Source organism: Pseudomonas sp. Pseusp10, assembly GCF_059492225.1.
Map to the genome: position 1 here is coordinate 3,420,982 of NZ_CP168528.1, position 19,307 is coordinate 3,440,288.

13 protein-coding genes and 2 riboswitches are annotated in these 19,307 nt (G+C 61.0%); of the genes, 5 read left to right on the plus strand and 8 right to left on the minus strand.

Annotated features, from left to right (window positions below; translation table 11 throughout):
* Positions 1–9: 9 nt before the first annotated feature.
* Complete coding sequence (locus ACEN8Z_RS15445; protein ID WP_007987432.1) at positions 10–504, minus strand: DUF934 domain-containing protein; 495 nt, start codon at positions 502–504, stop codon at positions 10–12.
* Positions 488–2,146, minus strand: a complete 1,659-nt coding sequence (locus tag ACEN8Z_RS15450; RefSeq protein ID WP_495594746.1) for a nitrite/sulfite reductase — start codon at positions 2,144–2,146, stop codon at positions 488–490. Before ACEN8Z_RS15450 ends, ACEN8Z_RS15445 begins: the two co-directional genes overlap by 17 nt.
* Positions 2,147–2,670: 524 nt before the next feature.
* Between ACEN8Z_RS15450 and ACEN8Z_RS15455 the strand changes: the two genes are divergently transcribed.
* A complete protein-coding gene (locus tag ACEN8Z_RS15455) occupies positions 2,671–3,756 on the plus strand; it encodes an ABC transporter substrate-binding protein (RefSeq protein WP_495594747.1) in 1,086 nt (361 codons plus the stop codon).
* A 6-nt stretch (positions 3,757–3,762) separates the two neighbouring features.
* On the opposite strand, the gene ACEN8Z_RS15460 is transcribed toward ACEN8Z_RS15455, so the two are convergent.
* Positions 3,763–3,981, minus strand: coding sequence for a DUF2970 domain-containing protein (locus tag ACEN8Z_RS15460; RefSeq protein ID WP_495594748.1), 219 nt, complete (start codon positions 3,979–3,981; stop codon positions 3,763–3,765).
* 193 nt (positions 3,982–4,174) lie between these two features.
* Positions 4,175–7,885 (minus strand): methionine synthase, encoded by a 3,711-nt coding sequence (metH, locus tag ACEN8Z_RS15465; RefSeq protein ID WP_495594749.1) that lies wholly within the window; start codon positions 7,883–7,885, stop codon positions 4,175–4,177.
* A 156-nt stretch (positions 7,886–8,041) separates the two neighbouring features.
* On the opposite strand from metH, the gene ACEN8Z_RS15470 reads away from it, so the two are divergent.
* Both ACEN8Z_RS15470 and nfuA read left to right on the plus strand, forming a co-directional pair.
* A complete protein-coding gene (locus ACEN8Z_RS15470; protein ID WP_495594750.1) occupies positions 8,042–10,351 on the plus strand; it encodes a fatty acid cis/trans isomerase in 2,310 nt (769 codons plus the stop codon).
* Between the two features lie 186 nt (positions 10,352–10,537).
* Complete coding sequence (nfuA, locus tag ACEN8Z_RS15475; RefSeq protein WP_495594751.1) at positions 10,538–11,122, plus strand: Fe-S biogenesis protein NfuA; 585 nt, start codon at positions 10,538–10,540, stop codon at positions 11,120–11,122.
* A 157-nt stretch (positions 11,123–11,279) separates the two neighbouring features.
* On the opposite strand, the gene cobM is transcribed toward nfuA, so the two are convergent.
* From cobM to ACEN8Z_RS15495, 4 genes are all read right to left on the minus strand, one after another.
* Positions 11,280–12,026 (minus strand): precorrin-4 C(11)-methyltransferase, encoded by a 747-nt coding sequence (gene cobM, locus ACEN8Z_RS15480; protein WP_495594752.1) that lies wholly within the window; start codon positions 12,024–12,026, stop codon positions 11,280–11,282.
* A gap of 85 nt (positions 12,027–12,111) precedes the next feature.
* A complete protein-coding gene (locus tag ACEN8Z_RS15485; RefSeq protein WP_007998825.1) occupies positions 12,112–12,525 on the minus strand; it encodes a cobalamin biosynthesis protein in 414 nt (137 codons plus the stop codon).
* Entirely contained in the window at positions 12,522–13,229 is a 708-nt protein-coding gene (locus ACEN8Z_RS15490; RefSeq protein WP_495594753.1) for a CbtA family protein, read from the minus strand. Before ACEN8Z_RS15490 ends, ACEN8Z_RS15485 begins: the two co-directional genes overlap by 4 nt.
* 11 nt (positions 13,230–13,240) lie before the next feature.
* Entirely contained in the window at positions 13,241–13,432 is a 192-nt protein-coding gene (locus tag ACEN8Z_RS15495) for a CbtB domain-containing protein (RefSeq protein WP_108228174.1), read from the minus strand.
* A gap of 121 nt (positions 13,433–13,553) precedes the next feature.
* A riboswitch (cobalamin riboswitch) is annotated at positions 13,554–13,779 on the minus strand.
* 176 nt (positions 13,780–13,955) lie between these two features.
* Positions 13,956–14,168: riboswitch (cobalamin riboswitch) on the plus strand.
* Positions 14,169–14,271: 103 nt separating this feature from the next.
* Here ACEN8Z_RS15495 and cobW point away from each other — a divergent pair.
* Together cobW and cobN are read left to right on the plus strand one after the other, a co-directional pair.
* On the plus strand, positions 14,272–15,342 hold the full coding sequence (gene cobW, locus ACEN8Z_RS15500; protein ID WP_495594754.1) for a cobalamin biosynthesis protein CobW: 1,071 nt from the start codon (positions 14,272–14,274) through the stop codon (positions 15,340–15,342).
* Positions 15,343–15,345: 3 nt separating this feature from the next.
* Complete coding sequence (gene cobN, locus ACEN8Z_RS15505; protein ID WP_495594755.1) at positions 15,346–19,194, plus strand: cobaltochelatase subunit CobN; 3,849 nt, start codon at positions 15,346–15,348, stop codon at positions 19,192–19,194.
* The last annotated feature ends 113 nt before the right edge of the window (positions 19,195–19,307 follow it).

Sequence of the window (19,307 nt, forward strand, 5' to 3'; positions counted from 1 at the left end):
GCGTGACGGTCAGCGGCGACGGAACAGCGGCAGCGGTTCGTCGGTAGCGGCCTGATAGGTCACCGAGAAGTCCTTGAGGCCTTCAAGGGCTTCGTACGGGTCTTTGTCGGGGCGTACAGCAAAGGCATCGAAACCGCAGCGATGCATGTAGAACAACTGGTCACGCAGCACGTCGCCAATGGCCCGCAATTCGCCTTTGAAACCGTAACGGTCGCGCAGCAGGCGGGCGTTGGAGTAGTTGCGGCCATCGGTGAATGCCGGGAAGTTCAGGGCGATGACCTGGAACTGCGCCACGTCTTCACCGATTTCCTCGGCTTCTTCATCGGCGTCCAGCCAGATGCCCAGGCCGCCGTCGCGGGCCAGGAGCATACGGCTGTGTTCGCGCCACAGCTGCAACGGCACGATGAGGTCGTCGCAGTTGCTGATCCCGTCGATGTTGAAATCCTTGGGCAGCAGGTGCCAGGTCTCGTCGACGACCTCGTTGTTCTTAATTATTCGCTGCATAGACACGCTCCTTGAAGAGTTCGATGCCAATACGCTGATAGGTGTCGATGAAGCGTTCGTCTTCGGTACGTTGTTCGATGTACACGTCGATCAGCTTTTCGATCACGTCAGGCATGGCTTCCTGGGCAAAGGACGGGCCGAGGATCTTGCCCAGGCTGGCGTCACGGCTGGCGCTGCCGCCGAGGGAAACCTGATAGAACTCTTCGCCTTTCTTGTCCACCCCGAGGATGCCGATGTGGCCAACGTGGTGGTGGCCACAGGCGTTCATGCAACCGGAGATGTTCAGGTCCAGTTCACCGATGTCGAACAGGTAATCCAGGTCGTCGAAACGGCGCTGGATCGATTCGGCGATCGGGATCGACTTGGCGTTGGCCAGGGAGCAGAAGTCGCCACCCGGGCAGCAGATGATGTCGGTCAGCAGGCCGATGTTCGGCGTGGCGAAGCCTTGCTCGCGCAGCTCGCCCCACATGGCGAACAGCTTGTCCTGCTCGACGTCGGCCAGGATGATGTTCTGCTCATGGGAGGTGCGCAGTTGACCGAAGCTGTAGCGGTCGGCCAGGTCGGCCACGGCGTCGAGCTGTTTGTCGGTGATGTCGCCTGGTGCAACGCCGGTCGGCTTCAGGGACAGGGTCACGGCCACATAGCCCGGCTTCTTGTGGGCCAGGGTGTTGCGCGCGCGCCAGCGGGCGAAGCCCGGGTGCTGCTGGTCGAGTTCGGCCAGTGCAGCGGTCTGGTTTTCCAGCGCCTTGTAGTCCGGGTCGACGAAATGCTTGGCGACGCGCTGCACTTCGGCTTCGGTCAATGTGGTCTGGCCACCGCGCAGGTGTTCCATCTCCGCATCGACTTTTTGCGCGAAGATTTCAGGCGTCAGCGCCTTCACCAGGATCTTGATCCGTGCCTTGTACTTGTTGTCGCGACGGCCATAGCGGTTGTAGACCCGCAGGATGGCGTCGAGGTAGCTCAGCAAGTCTTGCCACGGCAGGAATTCATTGATGAATGCCCCCACCACCGGTGTACGGCCCAGGCCACCACCCACCAAGACACGGAAGCCCAGTTCGCCAGCGGCGTTGTGCACCGGCTCAAGGCCGATGTCGTGGACTTCGATGGCGGCGCGGTCGGAGGTCGAGCCGTTGACGGCGATCTTGAACTTGCGCGGCAGGTAGGCGAATTCCGGGTGGAATGTAGTCCACTGGCGGACGATCTCGCACCATGGGCGCGGGTCGATCAGCTCATCGAAGGCGACACCGGCGAACTGGTCGGTGGTGACGTTGCGCAGGCAGTTGCCGCTGGTCTGGATCGCGTGCATCTGCACGGTGGCCAGTTCAGCCAGGATGTCCGGAATGTCTTCCACGGCCGGCCAGTTGAACTGCACGTTCTGCCGGGTACTGATGTGGGCGTAGCCCTTGTCGTAGTCGCGGGCAATTTTGGCCATCATTTGTATCTGACGCGAAGTCAGTTGGCCGTAAGGCACGGCGACTCGCAACATCGGTGCAAAACGCTGGATATAAAGACCATTTTGCAGGCGCAGGGGGCGGAATTCTTCTTCGCTCAGCTCGCCTGCCAGATAGCGTCGGGTCTGATCACGGAACTGCTTGACGCGGTCCTCGATGATCCGCTGATCGTATTCGTCGTATACGTACATAAAAGTCCTGTTCTCAGGCTTGGGCCGGTCGGAAACAGCGGCGTTTTTTTGGCTTGCTGGCGTCCGATAAAACCTCGGCAATTCTGCGCGCACGGCCGCGCACTCCCTACGGAGCCGGGGCAAGATACCAGTTTGCGGTTATGCGCAAAAGTGATGTTTGAGTATATGTAAAGAACCAAATCGCCTAATGAGAGTTATTGTTTCAAAGCCCTTGTTTGTGGTGCGGGCAATCGTCGTCTTTACTCTGCTCGAGTCTTTATGCAATCACCGATAAAACCGACAAGAGGCGATGCAATGAGCAACCCAACCAAAGCACGGAAAAGCGATAGCACCGTTGATGCCTGGGCAATTTTGTTCCTGATCATGCTGGTCGTGGGGACGGCGGTTTTCTGGGTCAGCCATCAGTAAACGACCCCGTCCGGGCCCGGTTCCGACGATTGTCTGACAAAAACCGGAAAAATCGCCGTTTTACGGACGTTCGCTGGCTATAATGCGCGGCGAATTTCCGGGGGCTCGGACGACCAATGTTGAAGTTTCTGTGTGGCGTATTACTGACGCTGGGCATGGTCGTGGGACCTTGTGCCCAGGCAGCGTCAGTGCTGTTCCTGAACCCGGGAACCCCCACGGAAGCTTTTTGGATGAGTTACTCGCAGTTCATGCAGGCCGCGGCGACCGACCTGGGGATGGACTTGCGCATCCAGTATTCCGACCGCGTCTCGGAAAACACTATCCGGCAGGCTCGCGAAGCCCTTCAGGGCTCCCATCGTCCCGACTATCTGGTCTTCGTCAACGAGCAATACATCGCGCCCGAAATCCTGCGGCTGGCCAATGGCAGCGGTGTGAAGCTGTTCATGGTCAACAACGCCTTGACTGCGGATCAGATGAAACTGATCGGCGCCCGACCTGACAAGTATCCCGATTTACTCGGTAGTCTGGTGCCCAATGACGAGGAGGGCGGCTACCTGATGCTCAAAGAGCTGATTCGACAGCGCGGCCCGGTGGCCCCTGGCCAGACGATCGAACTGCTGGCGTTTTCCGGTTTGAAGATCACCCCGTCCGCGCAGTTTCGCGAGAAGGGCCTGCGGCGTGCCTTGGCCGAGCACCCCGAAGTACGTTTGCGCCAGTTGGTGTACGGCGGCTGGACCCGGCAACGCGCCTACGAGCAGGCCAGGTTGTTGTTCAAGCGTTACCCGCAGACGTCGCTGGTCTGGGCCGCGAATGACGAGATGGCGTTCGGTGTGATGCAGGCTTATGCCGAAGCCGGCGGTGTGCCAGGCCAAGGCGTATTGTTCGGCGCGATCAACAATTCACCCGCGGCGTTGCAGGCACTTCTGGACCGTCGCCTGAGCGTCTTGCTGGGCGGGCACTTCACACTGGGAGGCTGGGCGCTGGTGCAATTGCATGACTACGATGAAGGCGTGGACATCAGCCAGTACGGCGGCCGTGACCGACAGGTTCCGTTGTTGCAACTGATCGATCGGACACAGGCCAGGCGACTGCTGGCGATGGGCGCCGCGCAGGATTTCGGCGTGGACTTTCACAAATTCTCGGCCAAGGGGCGTCCCGCATCCTGGCGCTACCCGTTCACCCTGCAAACCCTGATGCACTGAGTCGCATCAAACCCCGGCCAGAAACAGCACCAGTTTGACGATGCCGAACAGTGTCAATGCAAACACCGCCGTGAACAGAATCCCCAGAATCACGAAATGACTCGGCTTGCCATGAGTGAAATCACGGGCCCGGTTCTTCCCGCTCTGCACCCCGAACGCCGCCGCCATGACGCTGTGCAGCATTTGCCAGAACGTCGGCGGCTTGTTGTCGGCCGGATCGTCCATAAATCCCTCGCCAGGAATGTGTGTGAGGCAAGCATAGACAATTCACAGCATGCACAAAACAAATGTGGGAGCGAGCTTGCTCGCGATGAGGCCATAACAGTCGATATCCATGCGACTGTCAGTCCGCCATCGCGAGCAAGCTCGCTTCCACAGGGGTATGTGTTGGCCACAATATCGTGGCCAATAGAGCCGCTTAGTTGTCGTAACCCAGGTTCGGCGCCAGCCAGCGCTCGGTCACGCTCAACTCCTGGCCTTTGCGCGAGGTGTAGCTCTGTACCTGGTCCTTGTCGATCTTGCCTACGGCAAAGTATTGCGCCTGCGGGTGAGCGAAGTACCAGCCGCTGACTGCTGCTGCCGGGAACATCGCGTAGTGTTCGGTGAGGAACACGCCGCTGCGGCCTGCGCGCATTTCCTGGGCTTCGGGATCGAGCAGGGCGAACAGTTGGGCTTTCTCGGTGTGATCCGGGCAGGCCGGGTAACCCGGTGCCGGACGGATACCGCTGTACTGCTCCTTGATCAATGCCTCGTTATCCAGCGCTTCATCCTTGGCATAACCCCAGTAGTCTTTACGCACCTGCTGGTGCAGCCACTCGGCGCAGGCCTCGGCCAAGCGGTCGGCCAGGGCCTTGACCATGATCGAGTTGTAGTCGTCGCCAGCATCCTGGTAGGCCTTGGCCACCTCTTCGGCACCAATCCCCGCGGTGGTGATGAAACCACCCACGTAGTCGGTCACTTCACTGTCTTTCGGCGCGACGAAGTCGGCCAGGGAGAAGTTCGGCTTGCCGTCGGTCTTGATGATCTGCTGGCGCAGGTGATGCAGCTTGGCCATTGGCTTGCCGTCATCGCCATAGAGTTCGATGTCGTCGTCATGCACCTGGTTGGCCGGCCAGAAACCGAACACCGCGCGGGCGCTGATCAGCTTCTCGTCGATCAATTTGCGCAGCATTTCCCTTGCGTCGTTGTACAGCGAGGTGGCGGCTTCACCGACCACTTCGTCCTGGAGGATGCGCGGGAACTTGCCGGCCAGGTCCCAGGATATGAAGAACGGGGTCCAGTCGATGTACTCGGCCAGAACGTCGAGGTCGATGTTGTCCAGTACCCGCGTCCCGGTGAAGGTCGGTTTGACCGGCGTATAGGTCGCCCAGTCGAATTGCGGTTTCTTGGCAATGGCTGCGCCATAGCTCAGGCGTTCGGTGCGGGCGCTGCGGTTGGACGTGCGCTCGCGAACCTCGATGTAATCCTGGCGGGTTTTCTCGACGAAACCGGCCTTGAGTTCCTTGGACAGCAACTGCGTCGCCACGCCCACGGCGCGGGAGGCATCGGTGACGTAGATCACCGCATCGTTGCTGTACTTAGGCTCGATCTTCACTGCCGTGTGGGCCTTGGAGGTGGTCGCGCCACCGATCATCAGCGGCAGGTGGAAGTCCTGGCGCTGCATTTCGCGGGCGACGTGGACCATCTCATCCAGCGATGGGGTGATCAGGCCGGACAGACCGATGATGTCGCACTTCTGTTCCTTGGCCACCTGCAGGATTTTCTCCGCCGGTACCATCACGCCGAGGTCTACGATGTCATAGCCGTTGCAACCGAGCACGACGCCGACGATGTTCTTGCCGATGTCGTGCACGTCGCCCTTGACCGTGGCCATCAGGATCTTGCCCTTGGCCTGCGGCTTGTCGCCTTTTTCCAGTTCGATGAACGGGATCAGGTGGGCCACGGCCTGTTTCATCACTCGGGCGGATTTCACCACTTGCGGCAGGAACATTTTGCCGGCGCCAAACAGGTCGCCGACGATGTTCATGCCGGCCATCAACGGGCCTTCGATCACCTCGATCGGGCGGTTGAAGGACAGGCGCGATTCTTCGGTGTCTTCAACGATGTGCGTGGTGATGCCTTTGACCAGCGCGTGTTCCAGTCGCTTGTTGACGTCCCAGTTGCGCCACTCTTCGGTCTCGGCTTCCTTGACGCTGCCGTCGCCCTTGTACTTGTCGGCGATGGCGAGGAGGGCGTCGGTGCCTTCCGGCGTGCGGTTGAGGATCACGTCTTCCACGGCGTCGCGCAGTTCCACCGGGATCTGGTCGTAGATCTCCAGTTGGCCGGCGTTGACGATACCCATGGTCAGCCCGGCGCGAATCGCGTACAGCAGGAACACCGAGTGGATCGCCTCACGCACCGGGTTGTTGCCGCGGAACGAGAACGACACGTTGGACACGCCACCGGAGGTCAGCGCATAGGGCAGTTCGTCACGGATGTAGGCACACGCGTTGATGAAATCGACGGCGTAGTTGTTGTGCTCTTCGATACCGGTGGCGACGGCGAAGATGTTCGGGTCGAAGATGATGTCTTCCGGCGGGAAGTCCACTTCGTTGACCAGAATGTCGTAGGAGCGTTTGCAGATTTCCTTCTTGCGCGCTTCGGTGTCGGCCTGGCCGGCTTCGTCGAAGGCCATCACCACCACTGCGGCGCCGTAGCGCTTGCACAGTTTGGCGTGGTGAATGAACTGCTCGACGCCTTCTTTCATGCTGATCGAGTTGACGATGCCCTTGCCCTGGATGCATTTCAGGCCGGCTTCGATCACTTCCCACTTGGAGGAGTCGATCATGATCGGTACGCGGGAGATGTCCGGTTCGCCGGCAATCAGATTGAGGAAGGTCACCATGGCCTTCTTCGAATCGAGCATCCCTTCGTCCATGTTGATGTCGATCACCTGGGCGCCGGCCTCGACCTGCTGCAGGGCGACTTCCAGGGCTTCGGTGTAGTTGTCCTCGCGGATCAGCCGGGCGAACTTGGCGGAACCGGTAATGTTGGTCCGCTCGCCGACGTTGACGAACAGCGAACTGCGATCGATGGTGAAGGGTTCCAGGCCCGAGAGGCGGCAAGCCTTGGGAATGTCCGGGATCTCCCGCGGCGCATAACCGGCCACTGCCTTGGCGATGGCTTCGATATGGCCCGGCGTGGTGCCGCAGCAGCCGCCGACAATGTTGAGGAAGCCGCTTTGGGCGAATTCTTCGATGACCTTGGCGGTTTCCGATGGCAGCTCGTCGTATTCGCCGAACTCGTTTGGCAGGCCGGCGTTCGGGTGCGCGGAAACGTGGGTGTTGGCCTTGTTCGACAGCTCTTCGAGGTACGGGCGCAATTCGCGGGCGCCCAGTGCGCAGTTCAGGCCGACCGAGATCGGCTTGGCGTGGGCCACGGAGTTCCAGAACGCTTCGGTGGTCTGACCCGACAGGGTGCGGCCCGAGGCGTCAGTGATGGTGCCGGAAATCATGATCGGCAGTTCGATGCCCAGTTCCTCGAACACGCCTTGGACGGCGAAGATCGCAGCCTTGGCATTCAGAGTGTCGAAAATGGTTTCGATCAGGATCAGGTCGGCGCCGCCTTCGATCAGGCCTTTGGTGGATTCGGTGTAGTTTTCCACCAGTTCATCGAAGGTCACATTGCGATAGCCGGGGTTGTTCACGTCCGGGGACAACGAGCAGGTGCGACTTGTAGGACCGAGCACGCCGGCAACGAAGCGTGGCTTGTCCGGGGTTTCCAGGGTCTTGGCGTCGGCAACCTTGCGCGCCAGGCGTGCGCCTTCTACGTTTAACTCATACGCCAGGCCTTGCATGCCATAGTCAGCCAGGGAGATCTGGGTGGCGTTGAAGGTGTTGGTTTCCAGAATGTCGGCGCCGGCGTCGAGGTAGGCTTTCTCGATGCCGCCAATCACATCCGGGCGAGTCAGTACCAGCAAGTCGTTGTTGCCTTTGACATCGCTCGGCCAGTCAGCGAAGCGTTTGCCACGGTAATCCTGCTCTTCGAGCTTGTAGCTCTGGATCATCGTGCCCATACCGCCATCGAGAATCAGGATGCGCTCTTTGAGGGCGTGCTTGAGAGCTTGAAGGCGAACGCTGCGATCGGACATTTGGACTACTCGGTAAGACCATGACGAAGGGCCGGGATGATAGCAAACCTGTGCGCTTTTAGAGCATGACTCGATTTTTCATGAATATCGTTCATGTTGGTAAGGATGACAGACCGGTAGAATCGCGGCGTTTTTTCAGGATTCAGGACCAGGGACATGTCGTATCGCTTCGTCATCGGCACATTGCTGCTGTTTTCAAGCTGGGGCGCAGTGGCGCAAAGTCCGGCGATTTCCTCTGCCATTTCACCTTCTATTTCCTACAGCCGCGACATTCAACCGATCTTCACTGAAAAGTGCGTGGCCTGCCACGCCTGCAACGACGCCGCCTGTCAGCTCAACCTGGGCAGCGGCGAGGGCGCGGCACGGGGCGCAACCAAAGTACCGGTCTACGACGGTGACCGCCGTCAGGCGGTTGCGCCGACCCGACTGTTCCAGGACGCCTCCGGCAAACAGGCCTGGCAGCAAAAGGGCTTCTATTCAGTGCTCGATGCCCAGGGCAGCCAGGCCGCATTGATGGCACGGATGCTTGAACTTGGCCACAAAACCCCGTTGCAGCCCAACGCCAGGCTGCCGGAGGACATCGTCCTGGGCCTGAACCGGGAAAACATGTGCTCCACGCCCGCGGAGTTTGACGGCTACGCCGCTTCGCACCCGAAGGAAGGCATGCCGCTGGCGGTGACCGGCCTGACCGAGCAGCAGTACCAGACGCTACAACGCTGGCTGGCGGCAGGGGCGCCTATCGACCAGCAGGGCATGGCCCCCAGCGCAACAGAAGCCCGACAAGTGGTCCAGTGGGAAAACCTGCTCAATTCGCCGGGCGCCCGGGAAAGCCTGGTGGGGCGCTGGTTGTACGAGCACTGGTTCCTCGCCCATCTCTACTTCAAGGATGGCGAGCCCGGGCATTTCTTCCAGTGGGTGCGTTCGCGCACGCCGACCGGCCAGCCGATCGACCTGATCAACACCCGTCGCCCCAACGATGATCCGGGCACGCAGTTTTACTATCGCTTGTGGCCGGTGCAGGGCGTGATCGTGCACAAGACCCACATCACCTATCCGCTGAGTACGGCGAAGCTGGCGCGGGTCAAGTCGCTGTTCTACAGCGGCAACTGGCAGGTCAACGCGTTGCCGGGCTATGGGCCGCAGAGCCGGGCCAACCCGTTTGCCACCTTCGAAGCGATTCCGGCCCAGGCGCGCTATCAGTTCATGCTCGATAACGCCGAGTACTTTGTGCGCACGTTTATCCGTGGGCCGGTGTGTCGTGGTCAGATCGCCACGGACGTGATCCGCGATAACTTCTGGGCGCTGTTCCAGGCACCCGAGCACGACCTCTATGTCACCGATCCGAACTATCGCGGGCAGGCCACACCGTTGCTGGCAATGCCGGGGCAGAACGATGACGTCGGCAGCGTCCTGAGCCTGTGGCACGACTACCGCGACAAGCGTAATGAATACGAAGCCTTGCGCCGGGACAGCTACGCCGATCAGCCTGCGCCGAGCTGGTCGACCCTGTGGGCGGGCAATGACAATGCGTTGCTGAGTATCTTCCGCCATTTCGACAGTGCTTCGGTGACCAAAGGCCTGATCGGTGACGTGCCGCAAACAATGTGGCTGTTCGACTATCCGCTGCTGGAGCGCACCTACTATCAATTGGCAGTGAACTTCGACGTGTTTGGCAATGTGTCTCACCAGGCCCAGACGCGCCTGTATTTCGATTTGATCCGCAACGGTGCCGAACAGAATTTCCTGCGCCTGATGCCCGCCGATTCCCGGGATGGCTACCTCGACGACTGGTATCAGAACAGTGGCAAATTCAAGATGTGGCTGGACTACGAGTCCATCGACAACGACACGCCGACTGCGCTGAAGCTGAACCCGCGGGATCCCAAGCGCGACTTCGCCCAGCAATTGCTGGCCCGTTATGGTGACCTCAATGCCAGGCCCGATCCGATCAATCGCTGCGACGGCGCCTACTGCTCGCGGCCGAACATTGATCCGGACCTGCAAAGTGCCGAGCAGGCGCTGAGCCGACTGACTTCGCGTCCGGCTGCCGGGTTGAAAGTGATTGATCAACTGCCGGAAGCGACCCTGCTGCGAATCGAAACCAGCAGTGGCAAGCGTGAGGTCTACAGCCTGCTGCGCAACCGTGCCCACAGCAACGTCGCATTCCTGCTCGGCGAATCGCTGCGCTATCAGCCGGGGCTCGACACCCTGACGATTTTCCCGGGTGTGCTCAGCAGCTATCCGAACTTCATGTTCAATATTCCGGCCGGGCAAGTGCCGGCGTTTGTGGATGCAATGGAGAACGCCAAGGATGCCGACAGTTTCGAAAAAATCGTCGAACGTTGGGGGATACGTCGCAGTCATCCGCAATTCTGGCCTTATTTCCATGACCTGAGCCGCTACATCCACGAAACCGATCCGGTGGAAGAGGGCGTACTGGACATGAACCGCTACGAGAACCTCTGAACCACCGCAAACCCCCTGTGGGAGCGGGCTTGCTCGCGAAAGCGGAGTGTCAGTCGCAATTGATTCGCCTGACACTCCGCTTTCGCGAGCAAGCCCGCTCCCACAATTCTTTCCCGACAAAAATACTAGGACTTTGTCCGGCGCGTTGATTGGCGTAAACTGCGCCCAAGCCTGCGAGGAGTTTCCATGACCGCTATTACCATCACTGACGCCGCCCACGATTATCTGGCTGATCTGCTCTCCAAGCAGAACACCCCGGGCATCGGCATCCGCGTCTTCATCACCCAGCCTGGCACCCAGTACGCCGAAACCTGCATTGCCTACTGCAAGCCGGGCGAAGAAAAACCCGAAGACACCGCGCTGGGGCTCAAAAGCTTCACTGCGTACATCGACCATTTCAGCGAAGCCTTCCTGGACGATGCAGTTGTCGACTATGCCACCGACCGTATGGGCGGCCAGCTGACCATCAAGGCGCCAAACGCCAAGGTACCGATGGTCAATGCTGACAGCCCGGTCAACGAGCGCATCAATTATTACCTGCAAACCGAGATCAACCCGGGGCTGGCCAGTCACGGCGGTCAGGTCACCCTGATCGACGTGGTCGAAGACGGCATCGCTGTCCTGCAGTTCGGCGGCGGTTGCCAGGGCTGCGGCCAGGCCGACGTGACGCTGAAGGAAGGCATTGAGCGCACCTTGCTCGAGCGTATTCCAGAGCTCAAGGGCGTTCGTGACGTGACCGACCACACGCAGAAAGAAAACGCCTACTACTAAGGTGTTCGCTGCGAAACGAAAAAACGGCGCCCCGTGAGCGCCGTTTTTTTATGGGTGAAATTGACCGACGCCATCGCGAGCAAGTCGGATCGCCGCACCGTCGCTCCCACAGTTGACCGCATTTCAATGTGGGAGCGAGCTTGCTCGCGATGGGGCCCTACGGGCGATACAAATGCGCATGCCCCGCGCGATACAGCGACGACTCGCTGAAGTGATCACTGCCCAGCACCCGACCCACCAGAATCAACGCCGTACGGCGAAAGCCCTTGGCTTCAACCTTCCCGGCAATATCCTCGAGCGTTCCTACCACCCAATCCTGATCCGGCCAGCTCGCGCGATGCACCACTGCAATCGGGCAATCGACGCCGTAATGCGGCACAAGCTCCTCAACGATCTTCGCCAGGTGATTGACTCCCAAGTGAATCGCCATGGTCGCGCCGTGCTGTGCCAGGCTGGAGAATTCCTCTCCGGGTGGCATGGCGGTTTTGTCGGCGTAGCGGGTCAGGATTACACTCTGTGAGACGTCCGGCAGGGTCAGTTCGGCGCCCAAAAGAGCCGCGCAGGCCGCCGTTGCGGTGACGCCGGGCACGATCTCGAACGGAATGTCCAGCTCACGCAGATAGCGAATCTGCTCGCCAATGGCGCCGTACAGGCTCGGATCGCCGGAGTGCACCCGGGCCACATCCTGACCTTTGGCGTGGGCGCTCTTGATCAGGTCGATGATCTGTTCCAGGTGCAGTTCGGCGCTGTTGACCACCCGCTCGGCACAATGACCTTCCAGTACGGCGGCAGGCACCAGAGAGCCGGCATAAATGATCACCGGGCAGCTGCGAATCAGCCGCTGGCCCTTGACGGTAATCAGTTCGGGGTCGCCGGGACCTGCGCCAATGAAGTAGACGGTCATCGTCGGTTCCTGTGGGTAAAAAAGGGGCTGAACAGGGCTTCAGATGAAGAATGTTCATGATCAATGGCGGGGATTATCGGGGTTTTTATGCCGCGCCGGCCAATGCCAGGGTTGCCTGGGCATATTTTTGTCGTGGAATCAGCAGTTTTGCCGGGCCCTGGGCCAGTTGTTCGGCCAAGGCCAGGGCGGCGCTTTCCGCCACGCCATAGCAACCGGTGCGTTCAAACGCTATTTGCGATTGATGACTGAGTTGCGGCTCATAGACGGCCAGTTGTTCGCTGCTGAAATACTTCAATTCAAGGCCAAGCTGCTGAGCCAGTTCGATCAGCGCAGGTTCGTCGCGCTTCAAATCGATGCTGGCCAGCGCCTTGATTTCATGACGAGCAATCTGGTGCGCCTCCAACGCCTGATCGAGCAGCGCCAGCAACGTGCTGACGGGGCAGCCCCGCTGGCAGCCCAGGCCGACCACCAGGGTCGGCGCTGTGCTGGCATCCGTCATGCGTGGTATTGGCCATCGCTTTTGCGGCGGAACAACCAGGCGCTGATCAGGCCCAAGGCCAGCCAGAACGCCACGTTGGTCAGCTGCGAAGCGATTTTGAACTGGGCTTCCAGTGCTTGCGGAGCGAGCATCGAGTGCACTTCCGGTTGCGGTGCGCCAATCACATGGGGAACGGCGATGATCGCCGCACCGAGGACTTTCATCAGCCAGTGACGGCTGAACACGATCAGAGAGATACCAGCAGCGGTGGAGGCGGCGGTGCCGATCCACCAAAGTTGCCGTTGTGCCAGATCGGCTGCGGCAGTACCGGGCAATTCAGGTGGCAGGCCGAGCGTCGGCGCGAGCACGAAGGTCGCATAACCGGCCAGGCCCCAGAGCAGGCCTTGAGAGGTTTTGGTCGGTGCGCGCAAGGTGTACAGGCCGGCCAGCATCAGGGCGAAACCGACGGCCACCACCAGATTGCCGCCAGTGGTCGACAGCACGCGCTGCCAGCCGTCTTCCGGCTCCCAGGCTTGCGCATCGTGGGTGTGGGCAGCCATGGCGCCATCGGCGTGTTGGTGAACTTCAGCAGCGACCGGTTCGGCTTTTTCGTAGGTCTCGGCCTGCAAAATCAGCGGCGCGACCCAGAAGCTTTGCAGCAGCGTCAGCAGCAGGGCGGCCAGCAGCCCGGTGAAACCTGCGGTTTGCGCAATACGCTTGATCATGTCGGCAGCTCTCAATGGCACGGGAACGCGGAGCTGTGACGGGTATCGTGGGCGGCATTGTGCACCGCTTCGATGTGCGAGAAACCGGCGAAATACACAAGGCAAGCGCCCAGGATCGACGCGCAGACGGCGGCGGTCAGGCGTTGGGCCAGGGTAGAAGTGCTGCTGGTGGTGATGTGGCCGGTGCTGCTGATGATCGACATGGCGTATCCCTCTGGTCTGTCAGCGGGGAATAAGAGCGCATGCAAAAACCTGCACGACCAGGCGCGCAGCGTTTCGAACAGCGCCCGCCCACCGCGGGTTTGTTGGTTCAGTGATCGTACTGGTCACTTTGTGTTGCGGGCCGGTCTCCGGGCTCACGAGGGGCAAAGGCTTGGGCCTGATCCTGCAAGCATCACCTTCCCATGCCGTAGTGGCACAGTGGATCTGATGCTTCACTCGCTTACCGTTGCGGGGGCAGCACCGGACTGACATGGCTTAAGAGTAAAGCACATGATTCACCGGTTTCCCGTTTCACCCTGTGAAGGGCACCCGTAACAAGGTGTGTAGGAGAGCATGGGCGGGGGTTGGGCGTCAATTGGCAAGGGTTCTCAACAGCAGACCGAGGTGCCTTCATCGCGAGCAGGCTCGCTCCCACAGGTGATTGCATTCCAATGTGGGAGCGAGCCTGCTCGCGATGGGGCCTCTGATGGCGCCACAAGACATTGACCCGCCCCAATACCATGCGTAGCCTTGCGCTTTCGAGGTTCTTCGGCGTTTGTCGAAGCTAAGAAGGGAACGCGGTCAATGCCGCGGCTGCCCCCGCAACTGTGAACGGTGATGTTCGCTGCCACGCCACTGCAGGCTCTATCCATGGGGCCGGCGGGAAGGCGCAGCGAATGCCAGGCTCAAGGCCGGCACACCGTCAGCCAGGAGACCTGCCTCGACACAGATTCTCACTTTCAACCGGGCGGGGTGATCCGGTGGCGAACTCTTCAGGCACACGCGTGCGCGTTGCCGGTCGTCGTCCCGTATGCCCGCCAGCTTAGCCAAAGGGCATCCGATGAAAACACTGGCCAAACTCCCCGTCACCATCGTCACAGGCTTTCTCGGCTCGGGTAAAACCACGCTGCTGCGGCACATGCTCGACAACGCCCAGGGTCGCCGCATCGCGGTGATCGTCAACGAATTCGGCGAGCTGGGCATCGACGGCGAAATCCTCAAGCAGTGCTCCATCGGCTGCACCGAAGAAGAAGCCAACGGCCGTGTCTACGAGCTGGCCAACGGCTGCCTGTGCTGCACCGTCCAGGAGGAGTTCTTCCCGGTGATGCGCGAACTGGTGGCCCGTCGCGGCGATCTCGATCACATCCTGATCGAAACTTCGGGCCTGGCCCTGCCAAAACCGCTGGTGCAAGCCTTCCAGTGGCCGGAAATCCGTAGCGCCTGCACGGTGGATGCGGTGATCACCGTGGTCGACAGCCCGGCCGTCGCCGCCGGCACGTTCGCCGCATTCCCCGATCAGGTTGACGCCCAACGCAAACTCGACCCGAACCTGGACCACGAGTCGCCATTGCACGAACTGTTCGCCGACCAATTGGCCAGCGCCGACCTGGTGATTCTCAACAAATCCGACCTGATCAACCCGGCCGACCTGGCCCGCGTGCGCCTGGAAGTCGCCGAAGAATTGCCGCCAGCGGTCAAAATCATCGAGGCCAGCAGCGGTCGCCTGCCGCTGGACGTGCTGATCGGCCTGGGTGCCGGCTCCGAAGAACACATCGACAGCCGTCACAGCCACCACGACCATCATCACGATGGCGACGACGATCATGATGACCATGATCACGACGCCTTCGATTCGATCTCCATCGAACTGCCCCAAGCCGACGAAAGCCTGCTGATGGACGCGCTGACCCAACTGGTGGTCCAGCACGGCATCTTGCGGGTCAAGGGTTTTGCGGCGATCCCGAACAAACCGATGCGCTTGCTGATCCAGGGCGTGGGCATGCGGTTCGACAAACATTTCGACCGCCAGTGGGGCGCCGAAGAAGCGCGCATCACCCGCCTGGTGCTGATTGGCCAGGAACTGGACGCCACTGTTCTCGAAGCGCAACTGCGCGCCGCGCTCAGCGTGTAAGCCATGCACCTGCTCAGGACCCAGCCCGGCGGTTTCGTGTCGGATGACAACATCGCCGACCTTGGACAAACCCCCGCCGAACTGGTGGTCCTGTGCAGCGGCGACTCCAGCCTGGCGCTGCTCGCCGAAGCGGCGCAACAGCTGCCCGACGATTATCCGAGCGTGCGCCTGGCCAACCCGATGCAGGTGCAGAACCATGCCTCGGTCGACTTGTACGTCGATGAGGTTCTGCGTCACGCCAGGGTGATCCTGATTTCGCTGCATGGCGGCATCGCCTATTGGCGTTACGGCATCGAGCGCCTGGTCGAGCTGTCGCAGCGCGGCGTGCAGGTAATCCTGGTACCGGGCGATGATCGCCCGGACCCGGAGCTCAGCGACTTGAGCACCGTCGGCGCCGAGGATCGTGACCGGCTCTGGCAGTTTCTGCGTCAGGGTGGCATGGGCAACGCCCTGGATTTCTTCCGCTGCCTGGCCAACCGCTGGCTGGCGCGCGATTACAGCTGGAGCGAGCCGCAAACCCTGCCACGCACGGCGATTTACCATCCGCACAAACATTCTTCCGCATTGAGCGACTGGGAAGCCGACTGGCAAGTGGGTCAACCGGTGGCGGCGGTGCTGTTTTACCGCTCGCATTTACAGGCGGCGAACACCGCTTTCATTGATGTTTTTTGCCAGCGTTTGCAGGCGGCGGGATTGAATCCGTTGCCGATTGCGCTGGCGAGCCTGAAAGAACCTGGCTGCCTTGGCGTGGTCGAGGACTGGCTCGACGAGGCCGGCGTCTCGGTGATTCTGAACACCACGGGTTTTGCCCAGTCCAGCCCCGAAGCGCCGCACCTGCGGCCGTTTCGTCGCAATATTCCGGTGATCCAGGCGATTTGTGCCCAGGACAATGAACCCGGTTGGCGCGCCAGTGAACAGGGACTTGGCCCTCGCGACCTGGCGATGCACATTGCCTTGCCGGAACTGGACGGGCGGATCATCAGCCGCCCGATCAGTTTCAAGGATATGGCGTGGCGCAGTGAGCGCAGTCAGTCGGATGTGGTGTGCTACCGGTCGCAACCGGAGCGCATGGACTTCGTCGCTGAACTGGCGCAGCGTTGGGTCGATCTGGCGCGGTTGCCCAATGCTGAAAAACGCATTGCGTTGATTCTCGCCAATTACCCGACCCGCGACGGCCGCATCGGCAATGGCGTCGGCCTCGACACCCCGGCCGCCGCGCTGAATATCCTGCGGGCGCTGCATGCCGAAGGTTATCCGTTGCCGGCGGAGTTGCCGGACAGCGGCACCGCGCTGATCCAGCAGTTGCTGGGCGGCGTCAGCAACGATGTCGATACCCTCGACCTGCGTCCGTGCCAGCAAAGCCTGGGGATGGATGATTATCTGGCGATGTTCCACGCACTGCCCGAAACCAACCGCGCGGCAGTGCTCGAACGTTGGGGCGCGCCAGAAAACGACCCGATGTGTCGCAGCGGACGGATGATGATCGCCGGCCTGCGCTTTGGCCTGACCTTCGTTGGCATTCAGCCGGCCCGGGGTTATCAGGTCGACCCGAGCGCGGTGTATCACGACCCGGACCTGGTGCCGCCCCACGGCTACCTGGCGTTCTACTTCTGGCTGCGCAACACCTACGGCGCCCACGGCGTGATCCACGTCGGCAAGCACGGCAACCTCGAATGGCTGCCGGGCAAGGGTGTGGGGCTGTCGGAGAACTGCTGGCCGGATGCGCTGCTCGGGCCGTTGCCGAACATCTATCCGTTCATCGTCAACGACCCGGGCGAGGGGGCCCAAGCCAAGCGGCGCACCCAGGCAGTGATCATCGATCACCTGATGCCACCGCTGACCCGCGCCGAAACCTACGGCCCGCTGCGCAATCTCGAACTGTTGGCCGACGAGTATTACGAAGCGCAGTTGCTCGATCCGCGCCGGGCCCGTGAGTTGCAGCGCGACATCCTGCAACTGGTGCGTGACACGCACATCGACCGTGAACTGCAACTGGACGAACAACTCGACAGTGATGCCGACGCAGCGATCTGGTTGCCGCGACTCGACACTTACCTGTGCGACTTGAAGGAGTCGCAGATCCGCGATGGTTTGCATGTATTCGGCGAATCGCCCACCGGTCGTTTGCGTATCGACACCTTGCTGGCGTTGTTACGCATTCCACGGGGCGATGGCCGAGGAGCGCAATCGAGTTTGTTGCGGGCGCTGGCCAAGGCATTCGGACTAGGGTTCGATCCGCTCGATTGTGCATTGGCCGAGCCTTGGATCGGACCGCGCCCCGAGGCTCTTGTGGACATCAGCGAAGATACCTGGCGCACGGCGGGCGATACCCGCGAGCGCCTGGAACTGTTTGCTGCGCAGTTGATTTCGGACGCGTTGAGTAACCCCTGTGGGAGCGGGCTTGCTCGCGAATCGGCGGACCATTCAACATTGATGTCGCTTGACCCACCGCTTTCGCGAGCAAGCCCGCTCCCACAAGGGGCAGGCTGGAATGAAGTGCAAGCCATCATCGATGGTTTGCGCGAAGTAGTCGCCTCGCGTCTGGACGCCTGCGGTCCGGCGGAAATGCGCGGATTGCTCGATGCCCTGAGCGGTCGTTTCGTCCCGGCCGGCCCCAGCGGTGCGCCGAGTCGTGGGCGCCTGGATGTGCTGCCCACCGGGCGCAACTTCTATTCGGTGGACGTGCGCAACCTGCCGACCACCACGGCGTGGCGCATCGGTTTCCAGTCGGCCAACCTGATTCTGGAGCGGCACCTGCAGGACCACGGCGATCATTTGCGCCAGCTCGGTCTGTCGGTGTGGGGCACCGCGACCATGCGCACCGGCGGCGATGACATCGCCCAGGCCATGGCGTTGATGGGCGTGCGTCCGGTCTGGGCGACCGGCAGTCAGCGGGTCGATGATTTCGAGATTCTGCCGTTGAGTTTGCTCGACCGTCCGCGAGTCGATGTGACCTTGCGTGTGTCCGGATTCTTTCGCGATGCCTTTGCCAATTTGATCCGCTTGTTCGACGCAGCAGTACAAGCGGTGGCCGACCTCGATGAGCCGGACGACCTCAACCCGTTGGCGGCCAAGGTGCGCGCCGAGCGTGCAGCCTTGTTGCAGGCGGGGCTTGATGAAGACGCAGCGCGACGTCAGGCGGGCTGGCGGATTTTCGGTGCCAAACCCGGTGCCTACGGCGCGGGTGTGCAGGGCGCCATCGACGGTCGCCTGTGGCAGAGCCGCGAGGATCTGGCCGCCGTCTATTTGAACTGGGGCGGCTACGCTTACGGTGGTTCTGACGAAGGCACTGCGGCTCGTGAGCAATTCACCCAGCGTCTGGGCCAGGTGCAAGCGGTGCTGCAAAACCAGGATAACCGCGAACACGATTTGCTCGACTCCAACGATTACTACCAGTTCCAGGGCGGCATGCTCGCGGCGGTGGAAAGCCTGAGAGGTGAGGCGGCAGCCAGTTATCATGGCGACCACAGCCAGCCGGACCTGCCGAAGATTCGCACCCTGAAGGAAGAACTGAACCGGGTGATCCGCTCCCGGGCGGCCAACCCGAAGTGGCTCGAAGGCGTTAAACGTCACGGCTACAAAGGCGCGTTTGAAATGGCCGCGACAGTCGATAACCTGTTCGCCTTCGATGCCACCACGCAGTTGATCGACGATCACCAGTACGCGTTGTTGGCCGACGCCTATTTGCTCGACCCGGACACCCGGGATTTTGTCCGTGAACACAATCCCCATGCCTTGCGCGACATGACTGAACGCATGCTCGAGGCGCAACAACGCGGGATGTGGAAGGAACCCGGCGCCTACCGCGAGGCACTGGAGAATCTGTTGCTGGATATAGAAGAAGACAGCTAGTCACCGCAAACCCTGTGGGAGCGGGCTTGCCCGCGAAGAGGCCATCACATCCAACATCATCGTTGGCTGACAAATTGCCTTCGCGAGCAAGCCCGCTCCCACAGGGGTATAGG

Bases quoted from the DNA above. Each gene is read 5' to 3' on its own strand.
- ACEN8Z_RS15445 (WP_007987432.1), bottom strand. From the start codon at position 504: ATGCAGCGAATAATTAAGAACAACGAGGTCGTCGACGAGACCTGGCAC.
- ACEN8Z_RS15450 (WP_495594746.1), bottom strand. From the start codon at position 2,146: ATGTACGTATACGACGAATACGATCAGCGGATCATCGAGGACCGCGTC.
- ACEN8Z_RS15455 (WP_495594747.1), top strand. From the start codon at position 2,671: ATGTTGAAGTTTCTGTGTGGCGTATTACTGACGCTGGGCATGGTCGTG.
- ACEN8Z_RS15460 (WP_495594748.1), bottom strand. From the start codon at position 3,981: ATGGACGATCCGGCCGACAACAAGCCGCCGACGTTCTGGCAAATGCTG.
- metH (WP_495594749.1), bottom strand. From the start codon at position 7,885: ATGTCCGATCGCAGCGTTCGCCTTCAAGCTCTCAAGCACGCCCTCAAA.
- ACEN8Z_RS15470 (WP_495594750.1), top strand. From the start codon at position 8,042: ATGTCGTATCGCTTCGTCATCGGCACATTGCTGCTGTTTTCAAGCTGG.
- nfuA (WP_495594751.1), top strand. From the start codon at position 10,538: ATGACCGCTATTACCATCACTGACGCCGCCCACGATTATCTGGCTGAT.
- cobM (WP_495594752.1), bottom strand. From the start codon at position 12,026: ATGACCGTCTACTTCATTGGCGCAGGTCCCGGCGACCCCGAACTGATT.
- ACEN8Z_RS15485 (WP_007998825.1), bottom strand. From the start codon at position 12,525: ATGACGGATGCCAGCACAGCGCCGACCCTGGTGGTCGGCCTGGGCTGC.
- ACEN8Z_RS15490 (WP_495594753.1), bottom strand. From the start codon at position 13,229: ATGATCAAGCGTATTGCGCAAACCGCAGGTTTCACCGGGCTGCTGGCC.
- ACEN8Z_RS15495 (WP_108228174.1), bottom strand. From the start codon at position 13,432: ATGTCGATCATCAGCAGCACCGGCCACATCACCACCAGCAGCACTTCT.
- cobW (WP_495594754.1), top strand. From the start codon at position 14,272: ATGAAAACACTGGCCAAACTCCCCGTCACCATCGTCACAGGCTTTCTC.
- cobN (WP_495594755.1), top strand. From the start codon at position 15,346: ATGCACCTGCTCAGGACCCAGCCCGGCGGTTTCGTGTCGGATGACAAC.